This is a genomic window from Arsukibacterium sp. UBA5043 (assembly GCA_002415085.1).
GTDB lineage: Bacteria > Pseudomonadota > Gammaproteobacteria > Enterobacterales > Alteromonadaceae > Alishewanella.
In genome coordinates, this window is sequence record DIBV01000004.1 from 220,087 (window position 1) to 234,653 (window position 14,567).

At 49.1% G+C, this 14,567-nt stretch carries 11 protein-coding genes; 3 read left to right on the plus strand and 8 right to left on the minus strand.

Annotated features, from left to right (window positions below):
- Positions 1 to 19 precede the first annotated feature (19 nt).
- A complete protein-coding gene (locus tag B2Q61_RS05150; protein ID WP_290620174.1) occupies positions 20 to 997 on the plus strand; it encodes a DUF4862 family protein in 978 nt (325 codons plus the stop codon).
- 141 nt (positions 998 to 1,138) lie between these two features.
- Here B2Q61_RS05150 and B2Q61_RS05155 read toward each other — a convergent pair whose 3' ends face one another.
- From B2Q61_RS05155 to B2Q61_RS05170, 4 genes are all read right to left on the minus strand, one after another.
- Positions 1,139 to 3,217, minus strand: coding sequence for an alpha/beta hydrolase family protein (locus B2Q61_RS05155; RefSeq protein ID WP_290620176.1), 2,079 nt, complete (start codon positions 3,215 to 3,217; stop codon positions 1,139 to 1,141).
- A 98-nt stretch (positions 3,218 to 3,315) separates the two neighbouring features.
- Positions 3,316 to 4,254 (minus strand): diguanylate cyclase, encoded by a 939-nt coding sequence (locus B2Q61_RS05160; RefSeq protein WP_290620178.1) that lies wholly within the window; start codon positions 4,252 to 4,254, stop codon positions 3,316 to 3,318.
- A 3-nt stretch (positions 4,255 to 4,257) separates the two neighbouring features.
- Positions 4,258 to 8,055 carry a response regulator gene (locus B2Q61_RS05165; protein WP_290620180.1) on the minus strand — a complete coding sequence of 1,266 codons (3,798 nt, stop codon included), beginning with the start codon at positions 8,053 to 8,055 and terminating at the stop codon, positions 4,258 to 4,260.
- Complete coding sequence (locus B2Q61_RS05170) at positions 8,056 to 8,634, minus strand: Hpt domain-containing protein (RefSeq protein ID WP_290620182.1); 579 nt, start codon at positions 8,632 to 8,634, stop codon at positions 8,056 to 8,058.
- 138 nt (positions 8,635 to 8,772) lie between these two features.
- Between B2Q61_RS05170 and B2Q61_RS05175 the strand changes: the two genes are divergently transcribed.
- Positions 8,773 to 10,881, plus strand: coding sequence for a putative bifunctional diguanylate cyclase/phosphodiesterase (locus B2Q61_RS05175; protein ID WP_290620184.1), 2,109 nt, complete (start codon positions 8,773 to 8,775; stop codon positions 10,879 to 10,881).
- 29 nt (positions 10,882 to 10,910) lie between these two features.
- Here B2Q61_RS05175 and B2Q61_RS05180 read toward each other — a convergent pair whose 3' ends face one another.
- The 3 genes from B2Q61_RS05180 to B2Q61_RS05190 all read right to left on the minus strand — a co-directional run bounded on the left by B2Q61_RS05180 (position 10,911) and on the right by B2Q61_RS05190 (position 12,619).
- On the minus strand, positions 10,911 to 11,471 hold the full coding sequence (locus B2Q61_RS05180; RefSeq protein WP_290620186.1) for a CBS domain-containing protein: 561 nt from the start codon (positions 11,469 to 11,471) through the stop codon (positions 10,911 to 10,913).
- A gap of 96 nt (positions 11,472 to 11,567) precedes the next feature.
- Positions 11,568 to 11,882: a hypothetical protein gene (locus tag B2Q61_RS05185; protein WP_290620188.1), complete on the minus strand. Its 315-nt coding sequence runs from the start codon at positions 11,880 to 11,882 to the stop codon at positions 11,568 to 11,570.
- 158 nt (positions 11,883 to 12,040) lie between these two features.
- The gene (locus tag B2Q61_RS05190) at positions 12,041 to 12,619 is read right to left on the minus strand and encodes a YgjV family protein (protein WP_290620190.1); all 579 of its coding nucleotides are present in this window, start codon (positions 12,617 to 12,619) and stop codon (positions 12,041 to 12,043) included.
- Between the two features lie 150 nt (positions 12,620 to 12,769).
- Here B2Q61_RS05190 and B2Q61_RS05195 point away from each other — a divergent pair, with 150 nt between their 5' ends.
- On the plus strand, positions 12,770 to 13,789 hold the full coding sequence (locus tag B2Q61_RS05195; RefSeq protein WP_290620191.1) for a zinc-binding alcohol dehydrogenase family protein: 1,020 nt from the start codon (positions 12,770 to 12,772) through the stop codon (positions 13,787 to 13,789).
- Positions 13,790 to 13,812: 23 nt separating this feature from the next.
- On the opposite strand, the gene B2Q61_RS05200 is transcribed toward B2Q61_RS05195, so the two are convergent.
- Positions 13,813 to 14,418 carry a YkgJ family cysteine cluster protein gene (locus B2Q61_RS05200; protein WP_290620193.1) on the minus strand — a complete coding sequence of 202 codons (606 nt, stop codon included), beginning with the start codon at positions 14,416 to 14,418 and terminating at the stop codon, positions 13,813 to 13,815.
- Positions 14,419 to 14,567: the final 149 nt, after the last annotated feature.

The window sequence follows — 14,567 nt, forward strand, 5'->3', positions numbered from 1 at the left end:
TAAACGGATAATCTGAACCATGAAATACTTTGTTGGCGCTTATGCTGCCTCGCCTAACCATAGTGGCTGGAACCCGCAGCTTGAAAGTGCTTTTTATAACGAATTAAAAGCGTTACCGAACATAAAAGGGTTGGAGCATCCGTTTTTAGGCAGCTTGCATCAACATGACGATAACTGGTTTTTAGCCAATATCGATAGCCAGTGGGATTATGTGTTTACCTGTATTCCCGGCATTATGAATGCACTGGGCAAGAACCCCAAATTTGGCATTGCCTCAGAAGATAGCGCAGGGCGGGCGGCAGCTTTGGCGTTTATGGAGCACGCCTGTGCTGCCATCGGTAAATTAAATAGTCATCTGGGCCGGCAGGCGGTTCGCGCGATTATGATCCAGACCGCACCGGCCCGGCATCAGGCGCCATCGTCAAAAGCGGCACTTTTGGCCTCGCTGCAAACGATGCTGCAGTGGGACTGGCAGGGTGCCAAGATTGTTATCGAACACTGTGATGCTTATGTCGACAGCCACGCGCCATCAAAAGGCTTTTTAGCGCTGACTGACGAGCTGGACGTGCTGGGAGCAGTGAATGCCAGCGTAGCCGCCGGGCAGCAGCTGGGCATGGTTATTAACTGGGGCCGTTCGGTATTTGAAACCCGTAACGACGAGGGCGCAGTCCAGCATATTCACTCAGCACAAGCGGCCGGGGTATTAACTGGCGTGATGTTTTCCGGGGTGTCAGACAAAGACAGCGCCTACGGCGCCTGGCGTGACAGCCACCAGCCACCGCAGCAAAGTGAGCGGGTTAAATATGGCGAGCCGGGCAGCTGGATGACCGAGCAGGCGATGCACAACTGTCTGGCCGCCTGCGAACCAGAAGCTTTATTAGTGCTTGGCGCGAAAATCGGTATCAGGCCGCTGGATACCACCATTGAGCAGCGTATCGGTACTATTCGCGATACGCTGGCAATACTAGACCGCTTTTATCAGCAGGCTAAATCTTAGTCCGATGAGTAGAACAGGTTTACCCTAAGCCGACCGTTGAAGCCCTGGACGGGCGGAAACGAGCCCCCATGGATGGGTTTACGGCGTGTCGGCGTGGGTAATCCTGTTTTACGTTTATCAACACTTGCTGGCTTTAGCTTCTTATTTGCTTGGCGTGCGGTATTTTTCATACCAGGCCAGCATATATTCCACTTTTTCAATCATCCGGCTTGGCGTATTAGAGATACCATGCGGCGAGCCGGGGATCCGTACCAGCGCAGTATCTACCCGGCGGATTTGCAGCGCCTGATAAAATTGCTCTGACTCAGATATCGGCGTGCGGCGGTCCTGCTCACCGGTGATAATAATGGTTGGCGTTTGCACATTACCTACCAGACTCAGCGGCGAGCGCTGCCAGTAGTGCTCCATATGCTCCCAGGGTACGCCGGGGAACTGATGAAAGGTCTGATACAGGTAGCTGTCGCCAGTCAGTACTTTACTCAGCCAGTTAATCACCGGCTTTACCACGGCAGCTGCTTTGTAGCGGTTGGTTAAACCAATAGCATAAGCCGCGGCAATACCGCCGGCCGAGCCGCCGCCGATAAACAGGTTATTTTCGTCAATAAAGCCCAGTTCCAGCATCGCATTTACCCCGCTGTCATGGTCGGCGTAATCTTCCGGTGAGCTGTATTTATTCTGCAGCAATAACGCGAAGCGCTCGCCGTAAGAAGAACTGCCACGGTGGTTATCATAAAACACCACATAACCTTCTTTGGCATAGCGCTGCATTTCAGCGCTCCACTGCGCGCCATACGCCAGATGTGGGCCGCCATGAATTTCCAGTAACAGCGGGTATTTTTTCGATGGGTCGAAATCCGGCGGGGTCATATACCAGCCCTGAATTTCTTCGCCATCAAACGATGATTTATAGCTAATCTCATGCACCTGTGCCAGCTTTTTATGGCCCAGCAAGTCTTCGTTCAGCGCCGTTAATACCGTGCTTTTCCCTTTTTGCAGCACGGCAACATCGCTTGGCCGCTGGCTGGTACCGTGGGTGTAGGCAATAATACCGTTGTCAGACACCGAGTAGCTGCCGCTTAAATACGGCTGTGGTTGCGATACCCCACCTAAACTGGCGGTCAGCTCAGTCAGTTTGCCTTTGTGGCTTAACGTGGCCAGTTTGCGCTGGCCCCGATCATCATATTGCACCACAAAGCTCTGGTTACTGAGCCAGTTCGCTGCGGCAATGCTGCGATCAAACTCGGCTGTAATATCATTGATATTATTGCTGCTCAGGTTCAGTACTTTTAATTTGTTGTTGCTATAGGGGACTAAGGCATTGCTGTTCCATAAAAAGGCCAGTTGCTTACCGTCAGGCGAGAATACCGGGGCAGATTCATCACCGGCCATCGAGGTCAGCGCGCTCAGCTTATTGCTGGCTAAATCGAGCCGGTACAGGTTACTGTCCCGTGGCTGGTATTCCCACTCCGGGTCTAAATTGGCCGAGAACAACAGGGCTTTACTATCCGGGCTGAAGGTTAAATCGCTGCCATGGTGAAAATCGCCTGAGGTCAGCTGGCGGGCACTGCCGCCCGTTGCCGGCAACACAAAAATCTGCCGGAACTGGGGTTTTAAAAAACCCTGGCCATCGGCCTGGTAACGGGCCCTGTCCAGCACGACTGCTGACTCTGACCACTTAGCGCCTGCCGGCTTTTTGACCTTTTTAACCCGCTTTTTCACATCGGCTTCGCTGGCTGCCACATTCATGGTAAACGCCAGCTGCGTGCCATCCGGCGACCAGCTCAGGTTAGCCGGGCTTTGCGGTAAACGTGATAACTGAGCGGTTTTGTTATCGGCCAGATAATGCAGATGAATTTGCCGGCTGCCGCTGACATTGCTGATAAAGGCCAGTTTTTTACCATCGGGAGACCAGCGCGGCTGGCTGTAGTTAAAATTGTCAGCAAACAAGGGGAGCTGCTTACCGGTTTTGACATCCAGTAACCACAAATTGTTGCGGGTGCTGTCGGTCATAATATCGTTGCTGGCCCGGACATAGACGATCTGGCTGCCGTCCGGCGATATCTGCACTTCGCTGGCATATTCCAGTGCAAAAATGTCTTCGGCTTCAAAATACGGGCTGCTGGTAGTGCTGGCCACCGCCGGCACGGTATAGAGCAAGGCGCTGCCCAGCAGTGCACCGGCCAGTATTTTAATCGCTAACGGGGTATGTTTCACGGGCATCGTCTCATTGTAAAAACCTTAATGGCTAAACTACCTGTTTTGCCATTAAGGTTCAAATAGGCCGCGACCAGCGGGTAGTTTTTAGCGCCTGGCGCAATCTAGGGCAGGCTGGTTTGCCGGAAGCAATTTCTGCCGCTTTGTTTCGCTAAATAAAGCTGCTGGTCGGCGCGCTCAATTATTTCACTCTTGGATGCGGTATCATAAGCACTGGTAGCAATGCCCGCGCCGATAGTGACACTTCCGTAATCTGTGGCGGGATGAGGGATGGCAAGCGATGAAACGGCACTGACTATTTTAGCAGCAACAAAGGCTGCCCCGCTGGCATCGGTGTTAGGCAGAATAACCACAAACTCTTCACCGCCGTAGCGGGCGACAATGTCATTGGGTCTTAAGCAGGTATCTTCTATTGTTTCAGCCACCTGGCGCAGTGCTTCATCACCGGCTAAGTGGCCAAACTGATCGTTAAATAATTTAAAATGGTCGATATCAATCATCAGCACCGAGATGTCGCGCTGCCTCTGTCTTTTGCCCAGCGCAATTTGCTTCTCAAGGGTATTATCTAAATAGCGCCGGTTAAAAATACCGGTCAGGCCATCGAGATAAACCAGGGTGTGTAGAAAATCAGTCTGACGCTTTAAGGTTACGTGAACTTTTACCCGGTGCAACAAGGTATTGGCATTAACCGGCTTCTGAATAAAGTCTACCGCGCCCACCTGCCAGCAGGCGTCTTCTTGCTCCTGTTTTTGCAGGCCTGTAACAAACAATACTGGGATAGACGCAATACGCTCGTCGGCTTTTATTGCCTGGCAGGTTTGTAAACCATCCATTTCCGGCATCATTACGTCCAGCAGCACTAAATCCGGCATGCTGTCGCGGCAAACCTGTAATGCCTGCTGACCCGATGTGGCCATCAGTATCTGATACTCGTCGCCCAGTATATGGAAGATAAGCTGGATATTGGCAGGCTGATCATCGACAACTAAAATGGTTGCCTTGCCGATGCCGGCTAAATACCGCTCTATTTTTATTTCAGACATGCTTTACTCTGATTTTTTATTAAGCAGTTGCTGAAGTATGGCAGCTGCATCTTGAAATGCCAATATTGAAATGGCTTCAGCCAGTGATTTGGCAAGCTCTGCATCAAGCTGAATTAACTCGTTTTGTATATCTTCAGATAACAGGGTTGCTGACATATTAGCATTACTGAGATGGCGCTGCAGGGTCTGCATCTTTTCCAGCAGTTCTTCACTATTGATAATCGCCGGCCCAACCGCTGATGGCTCGTTAACAACCTCAAATTGCAGCAGGGCAACCAATAGTTCCAGGCTAAGCTGACAGGCGTCAACTAACAACTGAGGCGGGAGGTTGGCAGCCGATTCCGCCGTGGCAGAATGTTGTTCAAACCTGGCAGCAGTATTTGCCAAATCGCTGAAACCAACCGTTGCGGCTGCGCTTTTCAGGCTATGGCAGAGTAATTGCAAATTCAGACCGGGTTCGGCGGCTGTTAACGAGTTAACCGCAGCTTCAATATCTTGTTGCAGTTGCCGGGCGAGTTTGAAATACAGTGCCAAATTGCCGCCGAGCCGCAGCAAAGCACTGTTGATCCCAATATTATTTTTGTTGCAATATGCCAGCAATGGCGCATCTATTAACGGTTTGCCGGCGTTAGAATGTTGTACTGTCTGAGGTTGGTGCTGGCAATAATGGCATACCTTATCAATAACTTCCTGCAACGAGAATGGCTTGGCGATATGATCATTCATGCCTGCGGCCAGACATGAGGCTTTATCAGAGGGCAATGCATTTGCCGTCATCGCAATAATAGGAACTTGCTTCAAAGCAGGGTTTTTTCGGATCCGGCGGGTGGTCTCATAGCCATCAATTTGCGGCATCTGAATATCCATCAGAATCACATCGAAATTTGCATCAGGATTTGCCAGTATTTCCAGCGCCCGCTCGCCACTTTCAGCCGGGGTAATGGTGGCACCTTCAGCCTGCAGCAATTCAATCGCCACCAGTTGGTTGGTTAAGTTATCCTCCACCAACAGAATTTGCAACCCATGCAAAGGTTGTTGTATCAATTGCGGGTTTTCAATATCTGTTTTTTCTGGCGTACCATGCGCTATGGTTTGCACGGTTTTTAGCATGACATCAGGGGTCACCGGTTTAATTAAAAAGCCATCCAGCAGATCGCTGCTAAAACTCTGATGTTTAGTCAGCAGTTCGCGTCCGTGAGCAGTCACCATGACAATAATGGGGGCAAAAGGCAGCTCAGGGTTGTTGCGAACCAGCTCGGCAAAGCTCACACCATCCATTGTTGGCATTTTATAATCGACTAACAACAAAGTATAAGGCGAGTTTTCGCGTTGAGCCATGTTCAACATAGGTAACGCCTGAGCGGCACTGGGGGCACAGTCTGCAGTCCAGCCCAGGGTGATACACATTTCATGCAGGATCTCCCTGGCACTGGCATTATCATCAACAATCAGCACATGAAAATCACTTGTTGCATTATTCTGCGTGGGTGTGATCAGCTGCTCACTGAGTTGCTGTAACGGCATGCTAAATGAAAATTCGCTGCCAACGTCGGGACGACTCTTAACCTGGATGGTGCCGCCCATCAGGTTCACCAGGCGCTTACTGATGGCCAGGCCAAGCCCGGTGCCACCAAACCGGCGGCTGATAGAGGATTCAGCCTGATGAAAGCCGCTGAAAATGATGGCTTGCTGCTGTTCTGTCATGCCAATGCCGGTATCCTTAACCTGAACATTTAATATGACCTTGTCTGAGACACATAAGGTGACTCCAATCGAGACAACCACTTCACCGTGCTCGGTAAACTTGATGGCATTGCCAATGATATTCAGCAGCACCTGCTTTATCCGCAGGCTGTCGCCATTTAGCTGGTCGGGCACATCGGCCGCGATCCGGTAAAGCACTTCTATGTCTTTATCCTGGGTGGCGGATGATAAAATGATACCGACATCATGCATCAGGCTAGCCAGGCTGAACGGGTGATTATCAAGTTCCAGCTTGCCCGATTCTACTTTAGAAAAATCCAGAATATCATTCAGCAATGACAACAATGATTGCGCTGCCCGGTATGTCTTATCGACATAATCTGCCTGACGGCTATCAAGCCTGGTTTTCTGAGTGAGTTGCAGCAGCCCGAGAATGGCATTCATCGGCGTGCGGATTTCATGGCTCATATTGGCCAGAAAGTCAGATTTAGCGTTATTTGCACTATCGGCCAGTTCTTTAGCTGTGGCAAGCTCCTGTTCCCGGCGCATTTGTTCGGTTAAGTCATAGGCAATACCCAGATAGCCAAAGATATGATGTTCGGCGTTTACCAGGCTGCTGATACTCAAACGTACCGCAATGTGCTCACCGGATTTGGTTACATAAGTCCAGCGATTAACATCATTTTTGCCCAGCCTGGCCTTAGCTATAAAGGTTTCAAAGCCGACATCAACATTAGTAGCCAATTCCTGACTCAGCTCAGCGGCGCGTTGTTCAATCTCCGGCTCAAGGTGAAAAACAGCCGGCGTTTTTTTGCCAATCATTTCGACAGCGCTATAGCCTAACAGTTGCTCTGCTGCAGGGTTAAACACGGTAATCACCCCGTCGACATCAGTGGCAATGATGGCGTAACCGGCACTATGTAAAATGGTGCGTTGTAAGGCATTGACCTGGCTGATTTCAGCGGTGCGGCGGGCAACTTCAGATTCAAGTTCAGTGTTTGCTTGCTGTAACGATGCTTCTTTTAACGCCGCTAATTCTGCTTTATGCAAGGCCATTTGTTTGCGACGTATTAACAGCAATTGCAAAATAAAGACGATAAGGGCAATTAACAAGGTTAAACCCATGATCTCCCTGTACAGAACATGATAGGAAGGTAACGCAAGCGCAGTGATAAATTGTTTAGTTGGGACCAGGTTCAGCTGCCAATGTCTGCCAAACAGGCTGAGTTTAGCTTGCTGTTGATGTTGAATCAGAGCCGCGGCAGTGTCTCCGCGCTGGTAGAAGTTGATGTTTTGATTATCGGTAATGTCACTGATAGTCAGCACGATATCCGGGCCGAGACCGGTAAAACTGCTAAGAACTTCTTCAATCAACAGCGCTGCATAACTCCAGCCAAAAATATGGTCAAGTCTTGCCTGCTCGGTTGCTGGCGCGGGGCTGATGTCATAAACAGGAAGAAGGATCAGAAAACCCTGCTGGCTCTTTTGTTCTGCCTGCACCAGGGTAATGGGCGCAGTTAACTGCACAGCATTGAAGCGTGCGGCACTAAGTGCAGCATTACGCCGCATAGCTTCAGAGCCAATATCCAGCCCGATAGCTTCTCTATTGTGCTTCTCCGGCTCAATATATTGAATTACCAGTAAACTGTTGCTGTGCGGCGTTAATTGGCGAACTGTGAATATGTTGTCTGGTCGCTCATTTTTAGCGGCCTTGACAAAATTAGTCAGGTTTTCCTGTGCAACATAGCGGATAAAACCAAAACCACGAGCCCCCGGGAATTCCAGCGGGTAGTCTCTGGTATCGGTATATTCCTGCATTAGAATGTAGTTAAATTGGTCTGGCGATGATGCCATTACCGCGCCTCGGGTGCCGCGTAAGCCATACTGGTACAGGGTAACTTTTTCTCTTACTCCTTCGCTAATCTGATTGAGGCGAGATTGCACGGCCAATGTTATTCGCTGTTGCTGCTGTACTTTTTCTTTATCAACGGTCCGCTCAGCCACAACGTAGCCAAGTAACAGTAAACTGACCGGCAACCATAGCGAAAATAAAAACTGTTTAATTTTTGTTTTGCTGTGAGGTTCTTCTGACAACATTTATTTCCCCAGCGTGCCGGTTGGCAAATGGTCTTGCAATAGCCTGGCGGCAGCAGCGAAGTCCAGCGAAGCAACCAGATGAAAAAACAGCGCAGCCTGTTTTTCAGGCAGCAGTTGCTTAAGTTCAGTATTGCCCTGTAATACAACATTACATGCTTGCATGTTTTGCGTCAGCAACAATCGGTGTAAGTTATTCAGATCCAGCTTCTCTGTTGGTTCGCAAGGTTGGCTTGCATGGCTATTGACTACCGTTTGTAACTCACTGCAGCTTTGCTGGTACAGCGCGATAAATGGTTGTATTGCTTCGGGGGCAATGGCAGAAACCGCTGCTAACTGATCTTCCAGTATTAATGCCTGTTTGGCTAATTCGTCTGCACCAATGGTGGCGAAACTACCCCGAACCTTATGCAGTAACTGCCGGGCCTGTTCGGTTTGCTCAGCAACAACAAATTGATTTAATAACGCAATGTGTTGAGGCGCATTGTTAATTAAGTTTTGCAGCATTTGCAAAATTTGCGGCTTATTTTTGACAGACAACAGCAAAATGCTATTTAGTCTGTTGTGGTTAATCGTTGTCATTGCCGGTCCCTACCGTACCAATGTTAATTAAATTTAATTGTAAGCATAAACTTATGTCATCTGTGTTATATATTGGCACATTGATAACCATTGGCTAAGCTATTACTAAAATCGGTAATATTACAGGATGTAACCGCAATGGAGATAAGTGTCAGCACCACGCCCACCTTGCTAATCGTCGACGATAAACCAGCTAACATAGCCCTGCTTAGTGATATGTTGGAAGGGCTGGCTGATATTTATTTTGTTGATGATAGCACCAAAGCATTTGACAGGGCATTGGCACTGCAGCCTGATATTATCCTGCTTGATATCGAAATGCCTGGCATGAGTGGTTTTGAGGTTTGCAAATTACTGAAAAATAACCCTGACACGGCCGCTATTTCGGTTATTTTTATTTCTGCACATACAGAAGCAGAAGTTGAATTTAATTCACTGGCGTTTGGCGCCATCGATTTTATTGGCCGGCCGTTTAACCGGGCAATCTGCCGCTTACGGGTGCAAAAGCACTTATTATTGCAGCAACAAGCCAAAGCGCTGCTTGAAAGTAAGCAGCGCCTTTATGCTGAAACGCAACGTTTACAGGTAACGTTAAATAGTATCGGTGATGCCGTGATTGCTACCGATACTGACGCCATTATTACCTTTATGAACCCGATTGCCGAGCGGATGACGGGGTGGCACCAGGCTGATGCTCTGGGGCAGCCAATTAACGAAGTTATGGCACTGCGGGAAACTGAAAATAAGCAACGGGTGACTAACCCGATTATTCTGGCGCTAAAAGAGCAGCGCATTGTCGCAATGGCGCTGGATTGTGAGTTGGTGCATCGCAATACTGCGCAAGCAGCGGCCGTAGAAGACTCTGCCGCGCCGATATTTGATCAGAATGGCAAAATGCTCGGTGCCATCATTGTGTTTCACGATGTCGGGGAAGCAAAAGCACTGGCGACCAAAATGAGCTTTCTGGCTAACCATGATCAGCTAACCGGTTTACCCAACCGGATTTTATTACATGACCGCTTAAATCAAGCCTGCCGCTTAGCAACAATAATTGAGCGTAAAGTGGGGGTGATGGTAATTGATATCGACCAGTTTAAGTATCTTAATGATTCGTTCGGCCATCAGTTAGGTGATGAGCTGCTGCAGTTATTGGTGAAGCGACTGCAAACAATTTTAGAACCCGATCACACTCTGGCCAGAACTGGTGGTGACGAATTCGTGCTGATATATCCGGATATTATGCAGATTGAGCAAATTAGCAACCTGGCTCAGAATATATGCCGGGTGGTCAGACAATCTTTTGAAATCAGGAACAAAAAATACAATATGTCGCTGAGTGTAGGGATCAGCTTATATCCCACAGACTCCAGCAGTGCTGATGAATTATTACGTCATGCCGATCTGGCGCTATTTAAAGCGAAACAGGAAGGACGTAACCGTTTCTGCTTTTTTTCAGATGAAATGGGGCGTCGGATGTTGCTGCGGCACCAGCGGGAGCAGGCATTACGGCAGGCCGTTGAGCATGATCGACTGGAAGTGCATTTTCAGCCCAAAGTTTCACTTGCTGATGGCAGTGTTATTGGCGCTGAAGCGTTGGTTAGGGTCCGTCACGAAAATGGTAGCTTAATTCCTCCGTCAGAGTTTATTCCGCTGGCGGAGGAGACCGGTTTAATTATCCCGCTTGGTAAACAGGTGTTGGTTAAATCGTGTCAGCAAAGCGCGCGCTGGCAGCAAGCGGGTATCAACCTGCCGTTGTCAGTGAACATCGCCGCGGCTCAGTTCACTGATCCCAGTTTAGTGGGCTTGATAGAACATTTACTGCAAGATTATAAAATAGCATCACAAATGCTGGAACTTGAAGTAACTGAAACAGCACTTATTGACAATCCGCAGCACACAGCCTCTGTTTTAGCGCAATTTCGTAATCTTGGAATCACTATCGCCATAGATGACTTTGGTACCGGCTATTCGAGCCTGGCTTACCTGAAGCAATTTAAAGTGGATGTTCTGAAAATTGATATGTCGTTTGTAAAGGACATGTTGGTTGATAAAAACGACTATGCCATCGTGAAAACGATTATCATGCTCGGACATTCGATGCAGATAGCGCTGGTGGCAGAGGGTGTTGAAACTGCCGAGCATCAGGCGGCGTTGCTGGCATTAGGCTGTTGTTATGGCCAGGGCTACTATTACAGTAAGCCCTTAGCCGCGGATGACTTTATGCAGTACCTTAAAGCTGGCAAGTAACTCAAATAAGCCTGCCAGCCTGATAATGGCTAAGCGTTGATACTATCGAACAGGGTTAAAAAGGTCGGTGCCTGGCGAAAATGCACCGGTAAATGCAGGCGCTTGGCAATATCCTGAGCGCTTATTACACCGCGGATATGGTGCGACTCGCGATCCACCACCACGCAATGTTGTTCACCACTTGATTGCAGGGTATTTAATACATCGGCGATGGTGCAATGTTGTAATTGCTGCCAGGCCAGCGCTTTAATCCGCTCCCGTGGCCGCATTAAATCAGCAACCTTAATCTCCCGTCGTTCATCACCCTGAGCAACCCGGCGCATAATGGCTTGATCAGACAGGTGATCAAGATGAATAAGACCACTGAGTTCACCGTGGTTATCCACCACCAGTTTAAGCTTGCTACGTTCAATCTGCATCAGTGCCAGCACATCGCTGGCAGGGGTGGTTTCACTCACCATCTCAGGCTGACTTTGCTTAAAGTCGCTGACCAGTTGCAAGGCGGGTGAGGTTAAACGGGCGTGATCAAATTGGTCTGGTTGTACTAAATGGTCAATCGCTTCTACTGCAAATAAAGATAAAGTTTTCATGATAGTCCTCGCTGCCAGTACGCAGAGGCCGTAATGGCGATAAAAAAGTTTTAATAAGGCATTTAATAAGACAATAATGCCGTAAACAATTTCAGATCAGGAATATAACGGAGGGGCTCGAACCGGATGGGCAGCTTTTGGTTGCGTCAGGGCAATAGCGCCGGGCAAGGTAACTTCAACGACACCAGGATAATGTTCGGTTAGGCTCAGGGTTTGGCTAAGACTGTTGTCGTTGTCGTCGCCGTAGTCTTGTTCGCTGGTAAGGCTTGTCTGGCCGGTTAATGGGCTTATTGCCTGAAACTGGCTGTCAGCTAACGGCGCGACATGAGGCGCGTGCGCACTGGCAATCTGCGGTGTCATCAGCAGATTTAAGTAAACTAGTAAGGCAACCGCACTTAACCAACGCATCATTTTAAAAAGTATTCTCTGCAAAGTGACGCCGCAAAAAACGGCACTACAACCTACCACTGATAATGACGGGGCCGGATGCGCTCTGCAAGGGGCTAATGGAAAAATAGTTTATTATTGCGACCAATGGCGGTTTGCCTAAGGCGTTCTGAGAAACAGGGTTAGTCAACAAAGGTTGGGGATGCCATTTTGGTCGCGAGGCGGCGGGTGCGCAGAAAGCCCACCAGATTACTTAGTAAAAAAGCGATCTCCATCATGACCGCTACCGGTGAACCAACCAGAATATTATGCAGGATCCAGAGACTGGCGCCCAGGGCCATGCATAGCCTAACCCGACCCACTTTGGTTTGAAAGCTGCCAAATGTACCCAGCATTGCAGCGGCATAAGGCAACAGGTTCAGTGGGCTGTTAAAGGTTGTTATCAAAATTGTGGTAGCGCCAGCCATAAACAACAGCATCCAGTGCCGGCGCGGCTGAATAGCGGCCACCAGAAAGCGGATTGCCGTTAAACTAACAAACAGCGCCGCTTCATACTGGCCGAGCAAAGCAAAATGGCTGGCATTCAATAAGGCCGAGATAAACCAGAATTTCAACATGGCGCTGCGCTGCTGCTGCCAGAATGCAAAAATGCCACTGGCAAACGCAATGGCAACAAGCAATTGTGATCCCAAAAATAACAAGCTGAGTTCTGACAAAATATTCCCGGCTACAGACAAATAACAGTTGCTATAATACGCCATTGTTAGTTGTCCTGCCTGACAGCATCGGCATAACATATAACTGTCCGCTGTTCATTATTGCTATAAAGTCAGTAAATAAATCAGCAGGCTGCTGGCTGTCTGGCTGTTTTCTGATAGTCTAGCAGTAATAACGCCAACTAAGGATTAAGCATGAAAGCAGTAGGTTATCAACACTCACTGGCTATCAACAACCCAGCTGCGTTACTGGATATAGAGTTGCCGCAACCGGTTGCGTCGGGCCGTGATCTACTGGTAAAAGTAGCCGCGGTATCGGTAAACCCGGTTGATACCAAAATCCGTAGCCGGGTGACGCCACCTGACGGCGAATATAAAGTGCTGGGATGGGATGCAGCCGGCGAAGTGGTTAGCTGCGGCGATGAGGTCAGCCTGTTTAAACCCGGCGACAAGGTATATTACGCCGGTGCACTTAATCGCAGTGGCTCTAATGCTGAGTATCAGTTAGTTGATGAACGGCTGGTGGCTCTGATGCCGGCCAATTTAAGCTATGAACAGGCGGCGGCGTTGCCGTTAACCGCGATTACGGCCTGGGAGTTACTGTTTGATCGCCTGGAGTTAGACCAATCCAGCCTGAAATATCCGCGGCCAATATTATTAATTACCGGTGCCGCCGGTGGCGTGGGCTCAGTGCTGGTGCAACTGGCCCGCAAACTAACCAGCACTTGTATTATTGGCACCGCCTCAAGGCCAGAAAGTCAGGCCTGGGTCAAAGCGCTGGGTGCGCATTATGTGGTGGACCACAGTAAACCGTTACAACCGCAATTGGCCGAGCTTGGTATCGACTCGGTTAGCCATGTTGCCAGTTTAACCCATACTGAGCAGCACTATCCCCAGCTGGTGGATCTGCTGGCACCCCAGGGCAAACTGGCACTGATTGATGACCCGGCCAGCGGGCTTGATATTATGCCGCTGAAGCAAAAAAGCATTTCGCTGCACTGGGAATTTATGTTTACCCGCTCGTTATTTGGTACCGCCGATATGCATTTGCAGCATCAATTGTTAACCGATTTAAGCCGCTTAATAGAGCAAGGCCAGATAAAAACGACCTTGCAGCAAACCCTGGGTACCATTAATGCCGCCAATCTGCGCCAGGCACATGCTTTGCTGGAAAGTGGCCAGGCAATGGGTAAAGTAGTGCTGGCGGGTTTTTAACCGCCAACGTTGGTCATAACAGATCAGGCAATTTGCTGATCTTGTTGATCAAAACTATAGCTGGCTTTAAACAATACCTGTTCCAGCGCCAGCTGCAGCGCCGAATTTATCGGGTAGTGTTTGTTACCCAGCTGGTAATCAAGTTCATTAATCTGTTCTTTGCCCAGCATCATCAACGGTGGCGGGGAGCTTTGTAACATAATTAAACTTTGCTGATATTTAGCAGGGTGATCGCTTTTAATGGTTTTACAGACCGATAATGAGGTTTGACCGGTTTTATCGCGATAGCCTGCGGCGCCAAACATCCGGCAAATACTGGGGCGTTGCTGATACACGCTGCATTGGCCCTGTTTGCCATCAAAAGATAACTTCTGATAAAACACGCAACCTTGCGGCTGCGACAGCTGGCTAAGGTCACTTAGTGTTTGTTCGGCTTTGCCCTGATCGAACAAGTGCAAGGCCAGTGGTAGCATTTCCAGCACGGTTGCCTCAATAGTCGGCGCCAGACAGCATTCACCGCAGCCGCTGCGGCATTGTAAGCCCTGGCGCTGCTGGTATTCACTGAAAGTTTCCGCTATTTCGACATACACAGCCTCGACACGACGCGATAATTCACGCAGCCGTAACATACAGACTCCGAACGAAATACATAGAGGGTTTGCTTAATAAAGAAACGACGGATTGTCGCGACGCCATTTTACGCTGAGCGGGATCAACTCAGCAAGAGGACGCTGTAAATATAGTCAACAGTCTACCGGTTTGTTGTATCTCGTCAGTT